This is a genomic window from Aeromonas sp. TECH754 (assembly GCF_056279295.1).
In genome coordinates this window covers 3514420-3535906 of record NZ_JBWBRA010000001.1, presented here as the reverse complement: position 1 = coordinate 3535906, position 21487 = coordinate 3514420, and the positions used below count along the sequence as shown (strand labels likewise).

General features: G+C 58.7%; 21 protein-coding genes, 1 pseudogene and 1 riboswitch. Of the genes and pseudogenes, 12 read left to right on the top strand and 10 right to left on the bottom strand.

The genetic code is table 11. From position 1 onward, the window contains the following. Nucleotides 1-67 precede the first annotated feature (67 nt). Nucleotides 68-736 (bottom strand): response regulator transcription factor, encoded by a 669-nt coding sequence (locus tag ACZ9IL_RS16060; RefSeq protein WP_476004390.1) that lies wholly within the window; start codon nucleotides 734-736, stop codon nucleotides 68-70. A gap of 90 nt (nucleotides 737-826) precedes the next feature. Here ACZ9IL_RS16060 and ACZ9IL_RS16055 point away from each other — a divergent pair, with 90 nt between their 5' ends. Further along, on the top strand, nucleotides 827-1243 hold the full coding sequence (locus ACZ9IL_RS16055; protein WP_476004389.1) for a hypothetical protein: 417 nt from the start codon (nucleotides 827-829) through the stop codon (nucleotides 1241-1243). Between the two features lie 131 nt (nucleotides 1244-1374). Beyond that, on the top strand, nucleotides 1375-1848 hold the full coding sequence (locus tag ACZ9IL_RS16050) for a hypothetical protein (RefSeq protein WP_476004388.1): 474 nt from the start codon (nucleotides 1375-1377) through the stop codon (nucleotides 1846-1848). A 35-nt stretch (nucleotides 1849-1883) separates the two neighbouring features. Here ACZ9IL_RS16050 and ACZ9IL_RS16045 read toward each other — a convergent pair whose 3' ends face one another. Continuing rightward, complete coding sequence (locus ACZ9IL_RS16045; protein ID WP_476004387.1) at nucleotides 1884-3413, bottom strand: aryl-sulfate sulfotransferase; 1530 nt, start codon at nucleotides 3411-3413, stop codon at nucleotides 1884-1886. Nucleotides 3414-3497: 84 nt separating this feature from the next. After that, a riboswitch (TPP riboswitch) is annotated at nucleotides 3498-3611 on the top strand. 272 nt (nucleotides 3612-3883) lie between these two features. Here ACZ9IL_RS16045 and thiC point away from each other — a divergent pair. From thiC to ACZ9IL_RS16010, 7 genes are all read left to right on the top strand, one after another. Further along, nucleotides 3884-5899, top strand: coding sequence for a phosphomethylpyrimidine synthase ThiC (gene thiC, locus ACZ9IL_RS16040; protein ID WP_476004386.1), 2016 nt, complete (start codon nucleotides 3884-3886; stop codon nucleotides 5897-5899). Continuing rightward, nucleotides 5896-7473: a thiamine phosphate synthase gene (thiE, locus tag ACZ9IL_RS16035; RefSeq protein WP_476004385.1), complete on the top strand. Its 1578-nt coding sequence runs from the start codon at nucleotides 5896-5898 to the stop codon at nucleotides 7471-7473. The genes thiC and thiE overlap by 4 nt, the downstream gene beginning before the upstream one ends. Further along, nucleotides 7463-8233 (top strand): HesA/MoeB/ThiF family protein, encoded by a 771-nt coding sequence (locus ACZ9IL_RS16030; protein ID WP_476004384.1) that lies wholly within the window; start codon nucleotides 7463-7465, stop codon nucleotides 8231-8233. The genes thiE and ACZ9IL_RS16030 overlap by 11 nt, the downstream gene beginning before the upstream one ends. Beyond that, nucleotides 8230-8436, top strand: a complete 207-nt coding sequence (gene thiS, locus ACZ9IL_RS16025) for a sulfur carrier protein ThiS (RefSeq protein WP_476004383.1) — start codon at nucleotides 8230-8232, stop codon at nucleotides 8434-8436. Before ACZ9IL_RS16030 ends, thiS begins: the two co-directional genes overlap by 4 nt. Nucleotide 8437: 1 nt before the next feature. Then, nucleotides 8438-9205: a thiazole synthase gene (locus tag ACZ9IL_RS16020; RefSeq protein WP_476004382.1), complete on the top strand. Its 768-nt coding sequence runs from the start codon at nucleotides 8438-8440 to the stop codon at nucleotides 9203-9205. Beyond that, nucleotides 9202-10425 (top strand): 2-iminoacetate synthase ThiH, encoded by a 1224-nt coding sequence (gene thiH, locus ACZ9IL_RS16015; protein ID WP_476004381.1) that lies wholly within the window; start codon nucleotides 9202-9204, stop codon nucleotides 10423-10425. Before ACZ9IL_RS16020 ends, thiH begins: the two co-directional genes overlap by 4 nt. A gap of 607 nt (nucleotides 10426-11032) precedes the next feature. Further along, complete coding sequence (locus ACZ9IL_RS16010; protein ID WP_476004380.1) at nucleotides 11033-11572, top strand: REP-associated tyrosine transposase; 540 nt, start codon at nucleotides 11033-11035, stop codon at nucleotides 11570-11572. 72 nt (nucleotides 11573-11644) lie between these two features. Here the strand turns inward: ACZ9IL_RS16010 and ACZ9IL_RS16005 are convergent, their stop codons facing one another. From ACZ9IL_RS16005 to ACZ9IL_RS15985, 5 genes and pseudogenes are all read right to left on the bottom strand, one after another. Beyond that, complete coding sequence (locus tag ACZ9IL_RS16005) at nucleotides 11645-12508, bottom strand: SIR2 family protein (protein ID WP_476004379.1); 864 nt, start codon at nucleotides 12506-12508, stop codon at nucleotides 11645-11647. 1 nt (nucleotide 12509) lies between these two features. Then, nucleotides 12510-13523 (bottom strand): ParA family protein, encoded by a 1014-nt coding sequence (locus ACZ9IL_RS16000; RefSeq protein WP_476004378.1) that lies wholly within the window; start codon nucleotides 13521-13523, stop codon nucleotides 12510-12512. Nucleotides 13524-13790: 267 nt separating this feature from the next. Next, nucleotides 13791-14347: pseudogene (locus ACZ9IL_RS15995) on the bottom strand (GNAT family N-acetyltransferase). Between the two features lie 32 nt (nucleotides 14348-14379). Then, nucleotides 14380-14817, bottom strand: coding sequence for a GNAT family N-acetyltransferase (locus ACZ9IL_RS15990; protein WP_476004377.1), 438 nt, complete (start codon nucleotides 14815-14817; stop codon nucleotides 14380-14382). A gap of 143 nt (nucleotides 14818-14960) precedes the next feature. Then, nucleotides 14961-15614 (bottom strand): Vat family streptogramin A O-acetyltransferase, encoded by a 654-nt coding sequence (locus tag ACZ9IL_RS15985; RefSeq protein WP_476005368.1) that lies wholly within the window; start codon nucleotides 15612-15614, stop codon nucleotides 14961-14963. A 220-nt stretch (nucleotides 15615-15834) separates the two neighbouring features. Here ACZ9IL_RS15985 and ACZ9IL_RS15980 point away from each other — a divergent pair, with 220 nt between their 5' ends. Further along, nucleotides 15835-16413, top strand: coding sequence for a penicillin-binding protein activator LpoB (locus ACZ9IL_RS15980; RefSeq protein WP_476004376.1), 579 nt, complete (start codon nucleotides 15835-15837; stop codon nucleotides 16411-16413). Nucleotides 16414-16947: 534 nt separating this feature from the next. Continuing rightward, the gene (locus tag ACZ9IL_RS15975; RefSeq protein ID WP_476004375.1) at nucleotides 16948-17838 is read left to right on the top strand and encodes a sensor domain-containing diguanylate cyclase; all 891 of its coding nucleotides are present in this window, start codon (nucleotides 16948-16950) and stop codon (nucleotides 17836-17838) included. Between the two features lie 71 nt (nucleotides 17839-17909). Here ACZ9IL_RS15975 and ACZ9IL_RS15970 read toward each other — a convergent pair whose 3' ends face one another. Further along, the gene (locus ACZ9IL_RS15970; protein WP_476004374.1) at nucleotides 17910-18548 is read right to left on the bottom strand and encodes an exopolysaccharide biosynthesis protein; all 639 of its coding nucleotides are present in this window, start codon (nucleotides 18546-18548) and stop codon (nucleotides 17910-17912) included. Between the two features lie 228 nt (nucleotides 18549-18776). On the opposite strand from ACZ9IL_RS15970, the gene ACZ9IL_RS15965 reads away from it, so the two are divergent. Next, nucleotides 18777-19376, top strand: coding sequence for an outer membrane beta-barrel protein (locus ACZ9IL_RS15965; RefSeq protein ID WP_476005367.1), 600 nt, complete (start codon nucleotides 18777-18779; stop codon nucleotides 19374-19376). Nucleotides 19377-19437: 61 nt separating this feature from the next. Here ACZ9IL_RS15965 and ACZ9IL_RS15960 read toward each other — a convergent pair whose 3' ends face one another. Continuing rightward, entirely contained in the window at nucleotides 19438-20475 is a 1038-nt protein-coding gene (locus ACZ9IL_RS15960) for an acyltransferase (RefSeq protein ID WP_476004373.1), read from the bottom strand. 344 nt (nucleotides 20476-20819) lie between these two features. After that, the gene (locus ACZ9IL_RS15955; RefSeq protein ID WP_476004372.1) at nucleotides 20820-21446 is read right to left on the bottom strand and encodes a PepSY-associated TM helix domain-containing protein; all 627 of its coding nucleotides are present in this window, start codon (nucleotides 21444-21446) and stop codon (nucleotides 20820-20822) included. Between the last annotated feature and the right edge of the window lie 41 nt (nucleotides 21447-21487).

Below are 21487 nucleotides of genomic sequence, written 5' to 3'. Positions count from 1 at the left end.
CTGGTACAAGCCGGCAAGGGGGGCAGGCCGGAGCCTGTCGGCGAGGGGGGAGGCAAGCTCGGCGGTCTCATGGGGTCACCAGCCGGTAGCCCTGGCCGTGCAGGGTCTCCAGCATGGGGGTCTCGAAGGGCTTGTCGAGGGCGTTGCGCAGGGCATAGATGTGGCTGCGCAGGGCATCGGAGTCGGGCTCCTCATCCCCCCAGACGCTGTCGAGCACCTCCTGGCGCGTCACCAGCTGCGGCGCGCGCTTCACCAGCAGGCTGAGGATCTGGAACGGGATCTTGCCGAGCTTGAGCTCCACTCCGGCGCGGCGGGCGCGGCCGCTGGCTGGATCCACCTCCAGCTCGCCGAAGCTGAGGACGCCCATGTCGGCACGGGGCCCGCGCAGGGCTAGGGCCTGCAGCCGGACCTCCAGCTCTTCCATGGCGAACGGCTTGACCAGGTAGTCGTCACCGCCGGCGCGAAAGCCCGCCAGCTTGTCGTCCAGGCTGTCGCGGGCGGTGAGAAACAGCACCGGGGTCGCGATGCCATCGGCCCGCAGCTGCTCCACGGTGCGCAGGCCGTCGAGGCGCGGCATCATCACGTCCATGATGATGACGTCGAAGCGTTGCTGTGCCAGCAGTTGCAGGGCCGCCTGGCCATGGTAGGCGCAGTCCAGCCGGTGTCCCGCCAGTTCCAGGTAGTCCATGATGGTCTCCGCCACCTGGGGATTGTCTTCCACCACCAGTATTTTCATGTATCCATCTCCTGGTTTTGGCCGATATTTCACGGCCATTTCACACTGGATGAAGCATCCTGTGTGCCAGTGTAACCCCGAGGATCCCCGATGAAGAAGTCTCTCTGTGCCCTCTGGCTATTGATTTTATTACCCTTTGGTCTGGCGCAGGCGGCCGAGTTCAAGCTGACCGGCCGCACCAGCTGGCAACTGGGACAGTTGATGGTCAACGGCATTCCCTTTGTCATCGATGAACAGACCCGCTTCAAGGATGGCCTCGACGAGGACGATCTGGGTGGAACCTGGGTCGATCTGGAAGGGGTGATGCAGGGAGGGCAGCGGCTGATCCGCGAGGTGGAGGCGCTGGAAGAGGAGGGAGAGATGGAGCTGGAGGGACCGGTGGAGCAGGGGCGGATCTGGGGCTATGTCACCTCGGATGACAGCCTGGCTCCCTTTGAGGGCCGCTGGCTGGAGCTGGAATGTCGGTTTGACGGCATGCGGCTGAGCCGTTGCCGTGAAGAGGATTGATCGCCCGCTGTTTGGCACTCCGATCGGGATGCTGAGCCCGGGTCTGACACAGGCATCTCTGAGCCCGCCGGAAAAAAGGCCGGAGTCGGCCCATAGTTAAGCCTCGAGTCTCCCATCCTTCGAGGCCTTCCATGACCAAAGCCACCCTTGTGCTGTTGTTGCTGCCCCTCGGCGCCCTGGCCGTGGAGTCCGAACTCTGGCTGGTGGAACTGGAGCACAACGACGGCATCCGCCTGCAATTTCAGGGGGCTGAGCTGGAACTCGGCAGTGCCGAGCTGGTCGGCGTGGAGCGGGCCGATGAACTGAGGCCCGGCATGCGGCTCGCCATCCAGAGCCGTTACGGTGTCGCCGAGCAGATCCAGCTGGTCACCTCGCCCCCGAGTCTGGCGCAGAGCAGTCAATGGCAGCGGGCAGAGGATCGGCTGCTCGCCGTGGCTGGCCAAACCTTGCTGCTGCAAGAGCTGGGGGGGTTGATGTTCGATGCGAAGACCCGCTGGCTGAATGGCAACCCCGTCGACCTGCAACCGGGCCGCAAGTTGGTGCTGAGTCGTGATGAGGAGGGGCGCTTGACCGAGGTGCTGCTCCCCAATCCGGAAGACGAATAAAGAGATAGCACCACAGAGTGGCGCTATCTCTTTACTTATTCGAAGTGGATGTTCTCTAGAGGTATCTGGATAGCATTCCAGGAGGTGGCACAGGGCCTTGGACTTGGGTATGTAAATTCGAATAGTTTTTGTTTATCCTTATTTACTCCCTGAATGATGACGCGGGATCTATTGTCGACAGACGCGTAGTTGATCAGAAAATCTCCTTGAGTGGATATCTTGTCCTGATAAATGCTCGAGCAGATATCGGAATAAATACCATCATCAAAACTCCATAAAACATGGCCAGTTTTATTTTGACTATCAATGTCGAAGATGGCTGTCTGGCTGGTAAGTAAATCGATACCGGCGGGGGTTCCAGACGGATTGTTCATACTCCTCAATCCATTGTTGAACAGCATCAATTTCCCTTCTTTGGTGATAGATACTGCGTGCTGCCCTATAGGCTCCTGGCCTGAGGAAAGAGATAAAGCCAACTTCTGTAAGGATGGATAGGAATACCAGTGCTTGGTATTATCACCCAATAACCAGATAATTTTTCCTGTGTTGTAATCCAGTTTTACTACGAAATTCTCACGGCTGGAGACAACCAGGGTATCATCGGTAGGGTCATAGGTGGCTGCATTCATGTGGAACCAGTCAACGCCATCCCTGACAAAATTGCTGGGGTCATCGCCCTCTTGTTGCATATATTCAAAAAATATTTTACCGAGGTCCCATTCTTTTATTACATTGCCATCGCTGTCGATTTCACTCAGGAATGACTCTAATTTAAATATTCCATCCGTAGTGCCATCCAACGCCACTAAAATACCATATTTACCAAAGTCAATATTGTGGTGGAAACGGGCATCATTACCCATAGTTGTGCCACTAATAGTCATTGCGGTCGTCTTTCCATAGAGAGATAAAGTGTCTATGGTTTTATTAGTACTACTTCCTGTCAAGAAGGTATTGTTTAAAAATATAGATGAACTTGAAGGTCGTTTGATATCAGCATCCCACCGGATTTCACCATCTATATCCATGATAATGGGGGATTTTAGCGATCCTTTAAGGTAAAAATAGCTGTAACTGGGAGTCGATGTTGGCTTGATACTTACCCCAACGTCGTCATAGATACCCACGCTATCAATATAGGCTGCAGTATTCACCGTTTTCTGGAATGTATAGCTACTGGTATCAATAAACTGGATTGTAATCGTGAGATTATTTTGATGGTCGCTGTAAAGGCCGAAGAGTGGAACTTGGATGTTGTTATTTGAAATGTTATACAGGCCGTTGTCAGACAGATATTTCCAATCATAACTAACAAAAACCGGCTTGGCATGATGACCATCTTTCGTTTGTATATTATACGAAATATTTTTTATTTTCGTTGTATCTAATCCAACTAGATTCAAGGTTGAAATAAATACTGAGCTGTGCGTGTCATTCTCCACTACTTGTGTTTCCGGATCGTAAACTAATTGCTCTGCCAGAGTTTTACTATCGTTGTCACCATTACATCCATAAAGTCCAAAGCAGAAAAAACTGAGTAGATATACATCATTGCGAGTCATCATAAACGTCGTCCCTGTGTTAATGAGGTGTCTCCAGTGTAGTGAAAAATTCATAGTTGAGTTAAAAAGTGAGCCGTATATACTGGCGCCATCTTGTCGGAGTGCCGACCGTCGAACGACGCGAAGCTGAGACCGTTAATTCGGGATCCGTGGAACCTGATCAGGCTAGAACCTGCGAAGGGAAACAAGGGTAACCAGGGGGTTGCCGCGCCGGGGGAGAGACAAGCCTCCCCAGCTGCCAAAGGGGCCATCCCGAGGCAAGCCAGGGCGCACAAGAGGGAGTCTGTCCCGTGCGCCGTCTCAGTTGGGTGGCGCACGGCCCGCCCGAAAGGGCGTCGGACAGCAGAGCAGGGAAGAAAACATCCCGAGCTCGCTCCCTCTTGCAGCACATCTCGCCCGCTGGTTCATCACTTCTCCTCGAACTCCAGACAAGCAAACACCCATAACTTCAATCAGTTAATGAGAGTTTTGCTATGTCTACCCCAATCCAGTCCGCTCCAGAAGCACAGTCTGTTTCAGAGAATGCCAAGTCAGTCCCCGTCAGCCGCCGCCAGCAGCGCGCCAGCGCCCAGCGCTTTATCGATAACTTGAAGGGCATGGCCCATCCCAACTCCAGCCGCATCTTCATCGAAGGCTCGCGTCCGGACATTCGGGTGGGGCTGCGGGAGATCGCCCTGGCCGACACCTTCGTCGGTGGCTCTGAGGAGCACCCCAAGTTCGAAGCGAACGAACCCGTGCCGGTGTATGACACCTCGGGTGCCTATGGCGACGAGCGCGCCGAGATAGATGTGCGCCGCGGCCTGCCGCGCCTGCGTGAACAGTGGATCCTGGAGCGGGGTGATACCGAATCCTTGGTGGGGCTGAGTTCCCATTTCACCCAGGAGCGTCTCGCCGACGAGGGGCTGGATCACCTGCGTTTTGATAATTTGCCCAAGCCGCGTCGCGCCAAGGCCGGCAAGTGGGTCAGCCAGCTGCACTATGCCCGCCAGGGCATCATCACCCCGGAGATGGAGTTCATCGCCATTCGCGAGAACATGGGTCGTGAGCGGGTGCGCTCCGAGCTGCTGCTGACCCAGCATCCGGGTCAGGGCTTCGGCGCCAGGTTGCCCGAGAACATTACCCCCGAGTTCGTGCGCGCCGAGGTGGCCGCCGGTCGCGCCATCATCCCCAGCAACATCAACCACCCGGAAGCCGAGCCCATGATCATCGGCCGCAACTTCCTGGTGAAGATCAACGCCAACATAGGCAACTCGGCGGTGACGTCCAGCATCGAGGAAGAGGTGGAGAAGCTGGTGTGGTCCACCCGCTGGGGTGCCGACACCGTGATGGATCTCTCCACCGGCCGCTATATCCACGAGACCCGCGAGTGGATCCTGCGCAACAGCCCGGTGCCCATCGGCACTGTGCCCATCTATCAGGCGCTGGAGAAGACCAACGGCATCGCCGAGGATCTCACCTGGGAGCTGTTCCGCGACACCCTGCTGGAGCAGGCCGAGCAGGGGGTGGACTACTTCACCATCCACGCCGGCGTCTTGCTGCGCTACGTGCCCATGACCGCCAAGCGCCTCACCGGCATCGTCTCCCGTGGCGGCAGTATCATGGCCAAATGGTGCCTCTCCCACCACAAGGAGAGCTTCCTCTACCAGCATTTCCGCGAGATCTGCGAGATCTGCGCCGCCTATGACGTGGCGCTCTCCCTGGGGGACGGCCTGCGTCCGGGCTCCATCTATGACGCCAACGACGAGGCCCAGTTCGCCGAGCTGCGCACCCTGGGGGAGCTGACCAGGATTGCCTGGGAGTACGACGTGCAGGTGATGATCGAGGGGCCGGGTCACGTGCCCATGCACATGATCGAGCGCAACATGACCGAGCAGCTGGAGCACTGCCACGAGGCGCCGTTCTACACTCTGGGCCCGCTCACCACCGACATCGCCCCCGGTTACGATCACTTCACCTCCGGCATAGGGGCCGCCATGATCGGCTGGTACGGTTGCGCCATGCTCTGCTACGTGACCCCCAAGGAGCATCTGGGGTTACCGAACAAGGAGGACGTCAAACAGGGCCTCATCACCTACAAGATTGCCGCCCACGCCGCCGACTTGGCCAAGGGTCATCCCGGCGCCCAGATCCGCGACAATGCCATGTCCAAGGCGCGCTTCGAGTTCCGCTGGGAGGATCAGTTCAACCTGGCGCTGGATCCCGAGACCGCTCGCGCTTACCACGACGAGACCCTGCCCCAGGAGTCCGGCAAGGTGGCGCACTTCTGCTCCATGTGCGGCCCCAAGTTCTGCTCCATGAAGATCACTCAGGATGTGCGCGATTACGCCGCCAGACTCGAAGCTGTCGAAGTGAAGCTGGTAGGCATGGATGGCCAGCAGCAGCGGGTCGTGGCCGAAGTTGAAACCGGCATGGCTCGTATGGCAGAGACCTTCAAGGAGAAGGGGGGCGAAATCTACCATCAAGCCGCCAACCTCAAGGCCGAGGCATGAGCCCAATGGCGCAACAACGAGCAGCCAAGTCCATCGTCTGGACCATCGCCGGTTCGGATTCCGGGGGCGGCGCCGGCATCCAGGCAGACTTGCATACCCTGCACAGCCTCGGGGTGCACGGCTGCACCGTCATCTCCGCCATCACCGCCCAGAACTCGGTGGCGGTGAAGATGGTGGATCCGGTGCTGATGCAGAGCTTCTGCGCCCAGATCGACGCCCTCGGCGTCGACTTGCCCCCGGCGGCGATCAAGATAGGCCTGCTGCCGACCCGGCTGCACGTGGAGGTGCTGGCGCGCCGGTTGACGACCCTCAGCGCCCCCTTCGTGGTCTACGATCCGGTCGCCATTGCGAGCACAGGCACCCCCATGGCGGAGCCGAACATGCTGGCGGCGGTGCGTGAGCAGCTGCTGCCGCAGCTGTCACTCATTACCCCCAACGGCCCCGAGCTGGAGGCACTGACCGGCATTCCGGCGACCAGCCCGGCGCTGGTGCGAGCGGGGGCGACGCGACTGCGGGAACTCGGCGCCAAGGCGGTGCTGGTCAAGGGCGGTCATCTCGACTGGAGCGGGGATCACTGCCTCGACTACTACCAGGACGAGAGCCGCGAGTTCTGGCTGGCGGCGCCACGGTTGGCCACCCGCCACGGCCACGGCACCGGCTGCGCTTACGCCAGCGCCATCGCGGCCGTGGTGGCACAGGATTATCCGGTGGAGGACGCCATCACCCTGGCGCGCGCTTATCTGCAGCAAGGGCTGACGGGGGCGCAAGGGGTGGGGGCCGGCCCAGGCCCCATCGCCCATCTCGGCTGGCCCGCCGATCTCGCTCAGTTCCCCCGCGCCGTGCTCCCGGGATCCACGCTGGATCGCCGTTTCGGTCTCTGTATCGAACAGGGTGCCCGGCTGCCGCAGGGGCCCTTCGCCCAGACCGAGCATCGCCTCGGCCTCTATCCGGTGGTGGATTCGGTGCAGTGGCTCAAGCGGCTGCTCACTCAAGGGGTCAAGACCCTGCAACTGCGCATCAAAGATCTGCCAGCCGAAGAGGTGGCGCCTGCCATTGTCGAGGCGGTAGCGCTCGGTCGCCAACACGGCGCCCGGCTCTTTATCAACGACCATTGGCAGCAGGCCATGGCCGCGGGTGCCTACGGCGTGCATCTGGGGCAGGAGGACATGGGATCAGCGGATCTCGCCGCCATCCAGGCCGCCGGCCTGCGTCTTGGCATCTCCACCCACGGTTACTTCGAGCTGATGCGGGCCCGGGAGCTGGCCCCTTCCTACATAGCGCTGGGTCATATCTTCCCCACCAACACCAAGCAGATGCCATCCCGTCCGCAAGGGCTGCTGCGGCTGCACCACTATCGCGCCCTGATGAACGAATGGCCCACGGTCGCCATCGGTGGCATCAGCGAGGAGCGGGTCGGGCAGGTCGTCCAGAGCGGAGTTGGCAGCATAGCGCTGGTGTCGGCCATCACGGCGGCAGCCGATTGGCAGGAGGCCACGGCGCGTCTGCTGGCGGCAGTGGGGGTCGGCGATGCGCCGCATTCCGCCATGACAGAGGAGGTTGAGCATGCTCTCTGACGAAGAGTATCTGAGATACGGCCGCCAGCTGATGCTGGCGGAGATCGGCGAGGTGGGGCAGGCGCGGCTGAAAGAGAAGTCGGTGCTGGTGGTCGGCCTCGGCGGTCTCGGCTCGCCGCTCGCGCTCTATCTCGCCGGGGCCGGCGTCGGCACCCTCTGGCTGGCCGATGGCGATACCCTGGATTCGAGCAATCTGCCACGCCAGATCCTATACACGGGGGAGGATCTGCGCCGCTCCAAGGCCGAGCTGGCCCGGGTGCGATTGGCAGCCCACAACCCCCACGTCGAGCTGATCGCCATCAACCAGCGCCTCGATGGGCAGAGCCTGCCGGCGTTCGTGGCCGAGGTGGATCTGGTGATCGACTGCTGCGACAACCTCGCCAGTCGCCACGCCATCAACGCCGCCTGCGTGGCCCAAAACAAGCCCTGGATCTCGGCCGCCGCCGTCGGCTGGCAGGGCCAGCTGATGGTGCGCACAGACCCGCAGCAAGCCTGCTATGCCTGCCTCTACCCTGCGGATACCGAGATAAGAGAGAGCTGCCAGAGCAGCGGCGTCAGCGGCCCTCTGGTCGGCGTGATGGGATCCTTGCAGGCGCTCGAAGCACTCAAGCTGCTGCTCGGGCGCCCCAGCCCGGTGGCAGGCACCTTGCGCCGCTTCGATGCCTTGAGCCACGAGTGGCAGTGTCTGCAGCTGCCTGCGGATCCCGCCTGCCCTGTTTGCAGCAATGGCAACGGCAGCGCCAAGAAGGATTGCCAATGAATATTCGACTGAACGACAAGGCGCTGGCCCTCGGTGAGCCAGCTAGCCAGAGCGTGGCCGAGCTGCTGACGGCGCAAGGGGTGGCTCCACACGGGGTTGCCGTGGCCCTCAACGGCGCCGTCTTGCCCCGCAGCCGCTGGCCCGAGACCCCGCTCTGCGACGGGGATGAGATCCATCTGTTTACTGCCATTGCCGGAGGCTAAGATGCTACGCATTGCCGATCACGATTTCTCATCCCGCCTCTTTACCGGCACCGGCAAGTTCGCCCGGCCTGAGCTGATGGCCGCCGCCATCGAGGCGAGCGGCTCCCAGCTCGTCACCATGGCCATCAAGCGGCTGGAGCCCGGCAAGCGCCACGACGATATCCTGAGCCCCTTGCTGAAACTCGGGGTCAAGCTGCTGCCCAACACCTCGGGCGCCAAGACTGCCGCCGAGGCGGTGTTTGCCGCCAGACTCGCCCGCGAGGCGCTCGGCACCCACTGGCTGAAACTCGAGATCCACCCCGATCCGAAATACCTGCTGCCCGATCCCATAGAGACGCTGAAAGCCGCCGAGCAGCTGGTGAAGGAGGGTTTCGTGGTGCTGCCCTATTGCGGCGCCGATCCCGTGCTGTGTAAACGGCTCGAAGAAGCGGGTTGCGCCGCCGTCATGCCGCTTGGTGCGCCTATCGGCTCCAACCAGGGGCTGGTTACCCGGGAGTTCCTGTCGATCATCATCGAGCAGGCGCGGGTGCCCGTGGTGGTGGATGCGGGAATAGGAGCCCCCAGCCACGCGGCGGCGGCCTTCGAGCTGGGCGCCGATGCAGTGCTGGTCAACACCGCCATCGCGGTGAGCCGGGATCCGGTCGCCATGGGCCGCGCCTTCGCGCTGGCCTGCGAGGCCGGTCGCAGCGCCTATATGGCCGGCCTCGGTGCTCGCGGCATTCAGGCCCAAGCCTCCAGCCCGCTGACCGATTTTCTGGAGGCCCTATGAGCCAGGGAGTGACAACAGGGCAAGATATTGCGGCTGCTGCTCCGGAGGGGGCCTCTGTTTTTTCCCCTCTCTCTGTGGGAGAGGGGTGGGGGGGGAGGGAGTCTTCCTTTATCGACCGCTGGCGGGAGCTGGACTGGGACGATATCGGCATGCAGATCCGCGCCAAGACGGCCCGGGATGTGGAGCTAGCCCTCGGCAAGTCGCGCCGCAATCTGCAGGATTTTATGACGCTGATCTCCCCGGCGGCAGAGGCTTATCTGCCCCAGCTGGCGCAGCTGGCAGAAGGTCTCACCCGCCAGCGTTTCGGCAACACGGTCGGCTTCTATGTGCCGCTCTATCTGTCGAACCTCTGCGCCAACGACTGCTCCTATTGCGGCTTCTCCATGAGCAACCGCTTGAAGCGCAAGACCCTGAATAGCGAGGAGATAGAGCGTGAGTGCCTGGCCATCAAGGGGCGTGGCTTCGACAGCGTGCTGCTGGTGACCGGTGAGCACGAGACCAAGGTCGGCATGGCCTATTTTCGTGAACACCTGCCGCAGATCCGCCGCCACTTCAGTACCCTGGCGATGGAGGTGCAGCCGCTCTCCCAAGCCGAGTATGCCGAGCTGAAAACTCTGGGGCTGGATGCTGTCATGGTCTATCAGGAGACCTATCACGCCCCCAGTTACGCCCGCCATCACCTGCGCGGCAACAAGCAGGACATCGAATGGCGCCTCGCCACCCCGGACCGGCTCGGCCGCGCCGGGGTGGACAAGATTGGCCTCGGGGCGCTGATCGGTCTGTCGCCGGACTGGCGCGCCGACAGTTACTTCGTCGCCGAGCATCTGAGCTGGCTGGAGCGCCACCACTGGCAGAGCCGCTATTCGCTGTCCTTCCCGCGGCTGCGCCCCTGCACCGGCGGCCTGGAGCCTGAGGTGGTGATGTCGGACCGCCAGCTGGTGCAGCTGATCTGCGCCTGGCGGCTGTTCTCGCCGACCCTGGACCTGTCGCTGTCCACTCGTGAGTCACCAGCGTTTCGCAACGGCGCCCTGCGTCTCGGCATCACCCAGATGTCGGCGGAGTCGCGCACCCAGCCCGGTGGCTACGCCGATGGCGGCAAGGAGGAGCTGGAGCAGTTCGCCATCCATGACGACAGATCCTTGGGAGAGGTGGCGGCTGCCGTGAGGCAGGCGGGGTTGCAGCCTGTCTTCAAAGATTGGGAGGCGTTTTTGGGCCGATAGGGGCGGCCACGCCCCCTTTGCCGGTGGCATCCGGGGAGTTCAGTCAAACTCCGTGCCTGTTGTGAGAGGGCACGGCTTTGCCGTGCAATCGTAGGATCGATTAGCCGTCAGACTTAATCGTCCGCTTTGTTGTGTGGGTGATAGATGGCACGGCTTCGCCGTGCAGGACGCGAGGCCGCTGGCCTCGAAGGGTTTCGCCCGCCCTTCGGGCTGAGGCGAGTGACTTTTCTTTGCGTGGCCAAAGAAAAGTCACCAAAAGAAAGGCCACCCCCGCTTATTCGCCCGACTGTGTCGGGTCCCTTCGGCTCACCCGCTTGTCCAACGGCACGCGCCGACGGGCCATCCATGGCCCGGCGCCGCTCGCTCGACATCCTGTCTTGCGGCCTGGACAAGCGGGCTCGCCTCAGCGAATAAGAGGGGGGAAACCAAGGTCGTGCCCACCAGAGCTTCAGGGGCAATCGTAGGGTGCAATAAGCGAAGCGCATTGCACCGACAACACATGGGTTTGTTATGGTAAGCGGCGCAATTCACGTTGTTCATTGCCCCCCCACATTTTGCGCCATTTGAGCCACATTTATCTCCATGGCTGATAGAGGGTGCGATGGGAATGGCAGATTACAGACGGGCATGGCAACCAGGGGGAACCTGGTTTTTTACGGTAGTTTTGGCCGAGCGTCAGCATAACCATCTGTTAACCGAACGGATCGATTTGCTGAGGCAGGTTGTCAGAGAGGTTCAAGGTCGACACCCATTTTTGATCCATGGTTGGGTGGTCTTACCCGAGCATCTGCACGCCTTGTTGGAATTGCCGCAAGGGGATACGGATTTTCCCCTGCGCTGGCGACAAATAAAGAGCAAATTCTCACGAGCCATCCCCAACACAGAGAAGCGTTCTGAATCACGTTGGAATCGTGGTGAGCGGGGTATTTGGCAACGACGCTATTGGGAACATTTGATCCGCGATCAAGAAGATTTCAATCGCCACCTCGATTACATACACATCAATCCAGTTAAACATGGATTGGTAACAGCCCCGAAAGATTGGCCATATTCCACCTTCCATCGTTGGGTGCAGCAGGACAGGTATCCATTATCATGGGGAGAGACCTCCATACCAGAATATGAAATGCCACACGACGATAAATAATCGGCATTAGCGTGGTTAACGTAGGGTGCAATAAGCGGAGCGCATTGCACCATTTTTGGCTGATGAGATGCATTAAGATGGAACTGTACTGCGTAGCGCTATAACTTCATTTCTTAAAACATCTAAGGCAGGGATGAATTTTGAGTAATCATTATTTGTATTGTCATACTCTATATATCGGATGTTATACGCTTTTTGGATAGCGTTAACGATTGATGAATGCTCACCACTAGGCATCAACGCATAGTGTGGATGCGCACATTTAATTGATATGTTAGTGTTCTCTAAAATTAATTGTATATCTGGATCTGTTAAACTACACCCTATAAATAAGATTGTGTGAGTAAGAAACAATCCATCGAGTAAATGATAGAAGTTTTGATGCTGACTCTTAGTATTGAAATATTGAGATCGAGTTAAAACTAATCTTTCAGGCTCTTTTACACAACCATGTGCCTTTATAATTACTCTATTGGGAGAGCGAATATCATCTAAGGTGTTTTCGTCATAATATCTTTTTACAACATAGCCATTTTCACCATCGATAGGCCCACACTCTTTTTCATATATAACATCATAGTTGGTTTGTATTACTATTTTTGCATCAAGTTCGTGAACGATCTTATGAAGTTCTGATGGTGTATATCTCGGGGTCAAAAAATGCTGTCTAAAGAAGTCCTTAGAATCAGGGATATTGATGTCAGAGAATATTAGTTCTGCCGCATTCAAGTAATCCATTGAGTCGATTTTTTCTTGAGATAGTCGCTTTATATCGTCAGTTAGATTTAACTCTCTCACTGCATCTTCTAAAAAATCTTTCCATGACGGTGGTTTTTTCCCTCCATCACCTTTGCTTGTAGATGATGCCCCAGCACCTAAAAAAATGATACAGCGTCTGTCGGCAATCTCTCTAACTAAAGATGGGCTCCATCTCATATCATTCACCTATATTACTCAGGATTCTTGCTGTTATTTGCTTTAGAATAGTGTGATATTTTTTAGATTGAGAGTAATGACTTCCCACTAATCCATCCGCACTAACAAGCGCGCCAATTGGCGCGTTTACTGCTTGTGCTAAAGGAATAAGACTGAACATGTTTGGTATTTCTCCAAGGCTCATTTTTGTACCTTTTTTGGTATACCTACCCAAGCTCTCTTTTACTTTTACTGGGAAGTCTTTTGTTATATTTTCAAAGGCCTTGGTTGGTCGCCGCTCGCCGCCAGTATATTTTGCTATATATGCTTGAATTGTGTAGCCTAAGAAACCTGACTCAATGCTTAGTTTCTTCGGTATACCATATTTATTTATTGCGCCCTTATATTTTTTCTCACAATTAGAAATGGCGTTGCCATAATCCAAAATCCATGTGTCAAACCAATCGCCAATGTTCTTTAGACCGATAATACTAAATATGTCTGCTCCCATAGGTGCAACGAAATGGTTTGATGCTACAAGGCACGTCCTATTTAAAGAGCCTAAGCTTGGACCTAGATCAAATATGATAAAATCATAATTATCTTTAAAGTGATCACATAAGGTATTAGCCCAAGTAGTTCTTCTTAGACCTTCTATCTCGCCTGCAGCAGAGTCTCTCCATGCTTGGCTTAGCCTCTCTTCTATAATGGAGATTCTTGGGTGTCCAGGAATAAGGTCAAACATAAATCTGTTTTCGTTTTTTCTTATAGGTGTAACATTTAGATTAAGACTTGAATCACCAAATTCAATAGGTTCTAGGACCGTTAAAATAGTATCTATTTTATTAGGGTTCTTATCATAAATGTCAACAGCTCTATCTTCTCCTAACACTAGAATAGTTGTGTTACATTGAGGGTCACAGTCAATTACTAGAACTTTTTTATTGTGATCACTTGCTAATGAATATGAAATATTACAACTTAAGGTTGTTTTTCCAACACCACCTTTATTGTTGAAAAATGATATTGATTTCATTGTCTTGTCCATAAATATGAATAGCTTGTGATGACATCATATCTCTAGTTGTTTGTGGCGGTCTAGTCTGACGTGATTTGTATGTTGCAAATGTGAGCCTAGGTCACCTTTGATTTCTTAGTGAAGACAATTAATTGTGCCTGTGTATTCGTATTTTGGGACATCAACTGTTCTCACAGAGATGTTGTGAATTGATGATTGGCAGAAGGGGAAGTAGGGTGACAAGGCTTTCTGTTACGCTAGCTGAAAGCCATATTGCGAACGGAGTCATTCTGCTGGAACAAGGGAGTAAATATGCGCATCAAGGGGCTGGTCATGAAGGAAGATGCGATTTCTGGCCCGACATTCAAAGGTGGCGCCAGCTGCAATGGCGATGGCTTCGCTGGCGGTGTTGCCAACCCCCATCACGATCTCCAGCCGAAATAGACCTAACTGTTGAAAACCAAAGTCACGCAGCAGGGCGACGGCCTGCCGGGCTATGCCTTGGCCTTGTCTGGATTGGCGCACCCAATAGCCGATGTTGCCGTAGCGATGTTGCCGTAGCGATGGTGCGAAGCCAGTTGATTGATACCGGCGCCACCCAATAGCTGGCCGGTGGCGGCGCAGAAGAGCCCCATATCATAGGCGCGTCCCGCCTCACGATCCTGATCGCAGGTGGCAAACCACCCCAGCGCCTTGTCCCGATTGAAGGAGGGGGTGCACCAGCTCATCCATGTTCCGACCGTCTCGATGGATTCGTGCGCCGCGCGGACAAACTCATCGGCATCACCCGGTTCGAAGGGGCGAATAACGAGATTGGTATTGGCAAGTGGCTGGAATGTCATGGGCTGTCCTGCCGTTTCATTTGGATGAATGGTTAGGCTTTTTCGACGGCAATCCGCTTAAGCCCCATGCCAACACTGGCAGGAGCCGTGAGCGAGAAACCGAATTGCTGATAGAGTCGCTGAGCCTGCCCATCTGCAAGCAAGCTGACATAGCCTGACTCCGGCACCTCGCGGGCGATATAGTCCGCGATCTCCGCCATGATCTTTTTGCCTACACCTTGACCCTGATATTCAGGCAGGACTGCAATATCAACGACTTGATAAAATGTCCCGCCATCTCCGATAACGCGGCCCATGCCGATTGCGGTCTGACCGCAAAATATCTGGACGGCAAACAGCGTATTGGGCAGGCCACGTTCTGCGGCCTCAATAGTCTTCGAGCTAAGTCCCGCTGCTGTTCGAAGATAGCGATAGGTTTCGACGGGCGGCGTTGAGTGGACGACAGTGAAAACGGGTGTTGGTGCGGTCATTCGGGTAACTCCATGTAGGGCCTGATTGAATTAAATTCGCATATATCACAATGGACTGGGGGATTGATGTGTTCTCTCCAAGGGTCTGGCCGCTGTGCTGCGATCTGATGGGTAGGTTCTCCTCGACGCTTCCAGATGGACTGCTATAAACCCACCCTCTCCAATTCCGTAATCTCCCCGCCGCCAATCAACTGCAAATTCTGGCTGATCCGCTCTACCGGCCAGTTCCACCAGGCGAGGGTGTTGAGGCGGGCTATGGTGTCGTCGTCAAAGCGGTAGCGGATCACCCTGGCTGGGTTGCCGCCGACGATGGCGTAGGCGGGCACATCTGTGTTGACCACGGAGCGGGCGGCGATAATGGCGCCGTTGCCGACCTTGACGCCGGGCATGATCAGCGCGTCATAGCCTATCCAGACATCGTTGCCGATGACGGTATCCCCCTTGTAAGGAAGGGTGCCCGGTGCGGGGGCTGCACTCTCCCAGCCGTTGCCGAAGATGAAGAAGGGGTAGGTGGAGAGGCCGGAGGTCTGGTGGTTGGCGCCGTTCATGATGAACTTGACCCCGCGGGCGATGGCGCAGAACTTGCCGATGATGAGTTTGTCGCCGATGAAGGGGAAGTGGTAGAGGACGTTGCGCTCAAAGCCGGCGGAATCTTCCGGGTCATCGTAGTAGCTGTAGTCGCCCACCTCGATATTGGGCCCCTTGATGGTGTTCTTGATAAAGCACACCTGGGGGAAGCCGTTCATGGGATGGGGATTGGCGGGGTCGGGTCCGTGCAAGGTGCTCTCCTTTCGAATCTGTCGGCACCTTACCCTAAGGGAATCTGATGGCCCTTTGCCACCCTTTTTCGGTTGTTTATCACTGGCGAGGTGCCCGTTGGCCACTCCTTGTCGCCCCCTGTGTGTTGGCGCATCGATCTTGGGCGGTTTTTTCTCTAGCATGGGCAGATGCGGGGCGCGGCTCCGTCACACGACTTTTGGCGGCGTCCGTTTAACGGACTTTGGGCGGAGAGAAGAGATGAAGATGCGTTCCTTGTTGGTGTTGAGTGCCCTGGTGCTGGGCGGTTGTGCGGTCAATCCCTATGGCGGCACTCAGGCGCCGGTGTCCGAGCCTAAGCAGCCGGTGAGCCAGCCGGAGAAACCGGTGACCGAGCCCGAGGTGGTCAAGCCCGCCCCCAAACCGGTGGCCCCGACCGGGCTGGCGCTCGCCATGGCGGATGCCTTCCTCAAAGCCCCGGAAGTGAAGGCGCTGGCGGGCGGCAACCCTGTGCTGCTGCTGATGCCGCCCCAGAACGGCACGGGCGAGCCGTTCAATACCCAGCCCATGGCGGTGGCCATGAGCCAGCGGATCCAGCAGCACGGCGGCTTCAGCTTCGCCGATCCCGGTCAGGTCTCGGCCATCACCAGCCAGCTCGAATATCAGCAGGGGGGCATGAATCCAGCCTCCCTGGTGCGCCTCGGCCGTCAGACCGGGGCCGGTTACATGCTCTACGGGGATCTGGTCTCCGAGGGGAGTCGCTACCGGCTCGCCATGAGCCTGATGGACCTGAAAAGCGGGGAGCTGTTGTGGAACGGGAGCCGCTCCGCCAGCCGCTGACATCCCCTCCCTTGCTTCTCATAAAGCCATCGCGCCCTGCCCGATGGCTTTATTGTTTTCTGCCCCATGCCCCATGCCCCATGCCCCATGTTTCTCGGTTTCCGGCAGCCGGACAAGGCTTGATCGCGGACTAGACAAGCGGACTTTGAACGCTTTTTCAGCACGAGATCTCGCCTTTATCGCCTGAATCGTATTTTATTCTGATTTTTAAGTTTAAAAATCCATGAAATAGGATTTTGTTGATATTAATCACTACTCAAGGAGGCCTGGCCGACATAGTATCGACGCTGAACGAAGCCGTCTTGCGATGCCTCGCTGTCGGGCTTGGCTCTCTGGGCCGGCCTCGCCGCTGGTACAGGGAGGGGGCCGACCCTATGCCGATGGCAGGCCCCGGTTCCGGTTTGCCCGTGGCATCTCTGCGGCGGATGAGAGCATGGGATCCCGTCATACGGGCGGCAGGACCGTGTGCGATACTTAACGGGTCGTGTATAACAAACAACACAGGCCCTGGCCCTTCCCATGAAAGGAACACAGATGGCGCTTTCAGTGGCACAACTCTATGAAGTGATGACCCAACTGCCCGATCCGGTCTTCATCCTGAGTGAGGATGGCTACTACGTGGAGTACATCGGCGGGGTGGAGCAGCAGTCCTATCAGGATGGCAACCCGCTGAGCGGCAAGCGATTGCTGGATATTTTGCCTGTCGACAAGGCACAGTGGGTGCTGGAGCAGGTGGCGCGGGCCTTTGCCACCGGTCAGGTGCAGGTGGTGGAGTATGATCTCTCCCCGGCCGAGGTGGAGGGCATCAATGCCGAGGCGGGCCCCCAGGGGATGCAACGCTTCGAGGGCAAGATAGCGCCGCTGCCGTCCCTCTATGAGGGCAAACGGGCGGTGGCCTGGATGACCCGCAACATCACCCGCCAGCACGATCTGCAGCAGCGGCTCAAGCGACTCGGCGAGACGGATCAGCTCACCGGCCTCTACAACCGTCACTTCTTCTTCGAGCAATATCACCACAAGCTGCAGGGGGAGGGACGCACCGGCCTCATCATGCTGGACATAGACCACTTCAAGCAGATCAACGATCGCTTCGGTCATCAGGCCGGGGACAGGGTGCTGTGCAGTTTCAGCGAGTGCGTGGCCGCCCAGCTGCGGGCCGAGGACATGTTTGTGCGCAGCGGCGGCGAGGAGTTTCTGATCTTGCTGCCGCAGATCGACGAGGGGATATTGCTGAAGGTGGCGGAGCGCATTCGCGCCGCGGTGGCAGCCATGGCGCCGGATCCCGCGCCCATCACGGTGAGCCTCGGGACCACCCTGGTGAGGCCAGGGGAGGCGGTCAGCGCCGTGCTGGCCCGGGCGGACGACTGGCTCTACCGGGCCAAGCGGGGCGGGCGCAACCGGGTGGCCCACGACTCCAATCCCTGAATGGCCAAACATAACAATGCACGAGGGCGACCCAGGGTCGCCCTCGTTGTTTTCGTTGGCCTACCCTCGACCTAGCCAAACAGGGTCGAGACGTTCTGACCCGCCATCAGCAGGCCGATGGCCAGCACGCTGAACCAGACGACAGTGGCACTGACCAGGGCGTAGCCGCCGGCGATGAAGAGGCCGTCCCGCTGCAGCATGCCGATGGCCAGCAGCAGTATGGCCCAGGCGGGCATGGCATTGGTGAACGGAATGGCGCCGAGCGGCAGCATCAGCAACAGGGCCGCCAGCATGATCAGCAGGCCGTTGCAGCGATTGATGAGGGAGCTGCCGGTCAGCAGCAGCAGGCGCGGCCGGATGAAGCGGTCGATGCGGGCCAGCAGATCGGCGCCCTTGTGCAGGGTCGGCTTGAGCTGCTCGGCGGCGAAGCGGCGTTCCATCAGCACGCTGGGCAACCAGGGCACCCGGTTGAGGGTGATGCCGACGCCGATAAACAGGATCAGCAGGCCGAACGGGGTGCTGACGCCGGGGATGGAGACCGGCAGCAGAAAGGGGACGGTGAGCAGCACGCAAAACAGCAGCATGCCCTGTTCGCCCACGAGTGCCAGCATGTCCCGCAGGCTGATGTGGCTCTCCTCGATGGCATGAGCGGTGGCCCGCAGGGTGTCGGAAAGCTTGTTCTGTGGGTCGTTGAGTTGCGCGGCAACCATTCCTGAAATCCTCATGCTGTTGACGCCACCACTGTGGCGCCGCCAGCTTACGTGGCAGAGGTTAATCCCAGATGAATGGGCCCTGTGCCGGCGAGTCTCGGGCCGGTCAAAATGGCGCGATACAGCCCCTATTTAGGATCGGATGCAGAAGGCTCTGATATGCTTTTGGCACAAGCAATGCACATGCATCTGCAGATCAGGGAGAAGGCCGTGACGCGAGCGGGAATGATGGTGATGGGGCTGTTGTTGCCACTGGGCCAGGGCTGGGCAGCCCAACCTGATGATCTGGGCTGGCAGCTGACGCCCTTCGCGGGCTACAGCTCGTCGATCGACTTCGAGGCGATGGACGATCCCGAGCCCACGCCGGTGGCAAGCGACATCGATTCCCTGCAGGGGGAGAGCTCGGGCAACTGGGGCTTCTTCATCAGCAAGGAGGTGGACGACCCCGGCATGATAGAGCTGCTCTACAGCCACCAGTCGACCCGGATATCGCCGGATCAGCCGGACAAGCTGACGGTGGACACCCTGCACTTCGCCGGTGCCCTGACGCTCTCCGATCACATGATGGCGCCCTACATAGGCGCCGGGATCGGGGTGACGCGCTTCGATGCCTACGACAGCGAGACGGCTCCCTCCATGTCGCTGGCGCTCGGGGTGCAACCACGCCTGACCAAGCAGCTGGCGCTGCGCGCCGAGGTGCGCGGCTATGGCTCCCTGGTCAACGACGACAGCCAGTTCCTCTGCAATCCGGAGGTCTGCGCCTTCCGGGTGCGGGGGGAGCTCATCACCCAGTGGCAGGCCAATGTCGGGCTGACGCTGAGATTTTGAGCCGCCGCCTCTGTACGGCAGCAGACAGAGGGGCCAGCAGGTCCCTCTGTCATTTGTCCCGTCAGCGAGCCCGCAGCAGCCAGCGGCTGACCGGGGTCATGTCCAGCAGCCGGTAGGCGAGCAGCGTGCAGCCGAGCAGTACCGGCACCTTCAGCAGTTCCCACCAGACGAGCTTGCCTTGCGGGCCGAAGATCATCAGCCAGACCACCAGCATCATGTGCAGACAGTAGAGCCCGAGCACCTTGGGAGCCTGGCGCTCCAGCCAGCTGCCCTTGCCCCAGTCGGGATTGGCCAGCAGCAGGCCGAACAGGCCGAGGGTCCAGGGCAGGGATCCCAGCAGGAAGTCGTGGCGGTTGAGGGGCACCTCGGCAAAGTGCCGCAGGCCAACAGCCTCCAGTGCATAGAGCGCCAGACCCGCGGCCATCAGCAGGGCGCTGTGTTTGCTATCCGGTCGCCATCTGCGGGCGCGCAGGTAGGCGCCGAGCGCCACGAACAGCAGCGAGAAGAAGGGGCCGTTGCGGGTCAGCAGCGCCCACTCGCCACCCAGCAGCGGTTTGCCGTAGGAGCCGCCGAGCAGCGCCAGCAGATAGAGCGGGACGCCGATCACCAGGGCCAGCTGAGGCAGGCCGCCGCGCTGGCACAGCGCCAGGATCAGCACCGCCAGGATCAGGGCGGGCAGGAACCAGAGGTGGATCATGCCACCCACCAGCCAGACGTTGAGCAGATCCCCCACCTGCATCTGCCACTGACCCGCCATGGCTGGCAGGTAGCCCTGCTGCACCGCAGCCACCGGATTGAAGGGCACCAGCAGATAGATGAGGCTCCAGCCCAGCCAGAGCCGCAGCAGGGGGCGGCAGTAACGCCACGCGACCTCCATGGGGTTGTGCGCGATCAGCCTGGGTTGCAGGAAGTAACCGGCGCACAGGAAGAACAGCGGCACCGCGAAGCGGCTCAGCTGGTTGATGGTACCCCCCAGCCAGAGATAGAGAGGATCCCCCCAGAGGGCGGGATCGAACGGATTGCTGAAGGGGGAGATGTGAATGGTCATCACGGCCACTATGGCCAGTACCCGCCCGCACTCGATGCTGGAGATGCGCATGATACCTCTTGGCGTCTGGAGTTCAGGCCGCACCCTAACAGTCAGGGGTGACCCCTGCCAGCCGCGCCGGCCACAACTGTGACCCCTGCCGGTGGCCGGTTACCCTTTGTTACCTCCCCCGAAAAAGGCGTTACCCCCGGTGAGAACCTGATCACGCTCTAACTGCGAGGCCGTGAGCAAGGCTCATGTGCTGCTCGCTTATGTGAAACCAAGGGCTCATTTATGTCTATAAACTCCGGTTCCTGCACTGCTCTTTACCTTGCTGACGACCTCTCGTCGCAGATCGTGAACAGGTTCTGAGAGCGGGATCCCGCTTTGGTGTAGGTAACAAACCGCACCGCTTGCTAGGCCTGGAGCAGGGCGATCAGCACTGTCGCGAGGGCGCTCGCCAGCAGCAGGGCGATGCCCCGCCGGGGCGGCCCGTGCAGCTTGTTCCACATCAGCAGGCTGGTGAGGGCGAGCAGCAGCAGCGCCAGGGCGGCGAGATCGCCAAACAGCTGCCAGGAGAGGCCGGTGCCCATGCCGCGATGCAGCCGGTTGAGGCTGGCGGCAAAATTGGCCTGCTGGTGCTCGATGCGCACCTCGAGAGTGCCGACCACATAGCTGGCGGCCAGGCTCTCGCTCAAGCTGACATCCTTGAGCTCCCAGCGCGCAGGCAAGGTGAGAGTGCCGCTCGGGGTGGGCAGGAGCTGGGGTGGGGTTATGGCGGTGCGCGCCTCTGCCAGCTCGGCGGAATAGTGTTGTTGCAAGAGTGTCGTGAGCGCGGCGGGATCCGCCAGCGGTGTCGTCAGCGTCAGGGTCTCGCTCTGTTTGTCGGTATGGGGGCCGGGCAGGGGCAGCACGGCCCTGTGTTGCAGCCAGAGGCCGCTGAGGCCGTAGATCAGCAGCAGGGCCAGGGTGGCAAATCCGGCCCAGGCGTGGATGCGGCGTACCCACTTGTTGTTATGCAGGGGAAGTTTCTTGGTTTTCATACATATCTGGCCGGCTTGCGCCGGCCAGTCTGGTCAGGAGG

Coding starts and splice junctions, on each gene's coding strand:
- ACZ9IL_RS16060 (WP_476004390.1), bottom strand. CDS start 736: ATGAAAATACTGGTGGTGGAAGACAATCCCCAGGTGGCGGAGACCATC.
- ACZ9IL_RS16055 (WP_476004389.1), top strand. CDS start 827: ATGAAGAAGTCTCTCTGTGCCCTCTGGCTATTGATTTTATTACCCTTT.
- ACZ9IL_RS16050 (WP_476004388.1), top strand. CDS start 1,375: ATGACCAAAGCCACCCTTGTGCTGTTGTTGCTGCCCCTCGGCGCCCTG.
- ACZ9IL_RS16045 (WP_476004387.1), bottom strand. CDS start 3,413: ATGATGACTCGCAATGATGTATATCTACTCAGTTTTTTCTGCTTTGGA.
- thiC (WP_476004386.1), top strand. CDS start 3,884: ATGTCTACCCCAATCCAGTCCGCTCCAGAAGCACAGTCTGTTTCAGAG.
- thiE (WP_476004385.1), top strand. CDS start 5,896: ATGAGCCCAATGGCGCAACAACGAGCAGCCAAGTCCATCGTCTGGACC.
- ACZ9IL_RS16030 (WP_476004384.1), top strand. CDS start 7,463: ATGCTCTCTGACGAAGAGTATCTGAGATACGGCCGCCAGCTGATGCTG.
- thiS (WP_476004383.1), top strand. CDS start 8,230: ATGAATATTCGACTGAACGACAAGGCGCTGGCCCTCGGTGAGCCAGCT.
- ACZ9IL_RS16020 (WP_476004382.1), top strand. CDS start 8,438: ATGCTACGCATTGCCGATCACGATTTCTCATCCCGCCTCTTTACCGGC.
- thiH (WP_476004381.1), top strand. CDS start 9,202: ATGAGCCAGGGAGTGACAACAGGGCAAGATATTGCGGCTGCTGCTCCG.
- ACZ9IL_RS16010 (WP_476004380.1), top strand. CDS start 11,033: ATGGCAGATTACAGACGGGCATGGCAACCAGGGGGAACCTGGTTTTTT.
- ACZ9IL_RS16005 (WP_476004379.1), bottom strand. CDS start 12,508: ATGAGATGGAGCCCATCTTTAGTTAGAGAGATTGCCGACAGACGCTGT.
- ACZ9IL_RS16000 (WP_476004378.1), bottom strand. CDS start 13,523: ATGAAATCAATATCATTTTTCAACAATAAAGGTGGTGTTGGAAAAACA.
- ACZ9IL_RS15990 (WP_476004377.1), bottom strand. CDS start 14,817: ATGACCGCACCAACACCCGTTTTCACTGTCGTCCACTCAACGCCGCCC.
- ACZ9IL_RS15980 (WP_476004376.1), top strand. CDS start 15,835: ATGAAGATGCGTTCCTTGTTGGTGTTGAGTGCCCTGGTGCTGGGCGGT.
- ACZ9IL_RS15975 (WP_476004375.1), top strand. CDS start 16,948: ATGGCGCTTTCAGTGGCACAACTCTATGAAGTGATGACCCAACTGCCC.
- ACZ9IL_RS15970 (WP_476004374.1), bottom strand. CDS start 18,548: ATGGTTGCCGCGCAACTCAACGACCCACAGAACAAGCTTTCCGACACC.
- ACZ9IL_RS15965 (WP_476005367.1), top strand. CDS start 18,777: ATGGTGATGGGGCTGTTGTTGCCACTGGGCCAGGGCTGGGCAGCCCAA.
- ACZ9IL_RS15960 (WP_476004373.1), bottom strand. CDS start 20,475: ATGCGCATCTCCAGCATCGAGTGCGGGCGGGTACTGGCCATAGTGGCC.
- ACZ9IL_RS15955 (WP_476004372.1), bottom strand. CDS start 21,446: ATGAAAACCAAGAAACTTCCCCTGCATAACAACAAGTGGGTACGCCGC.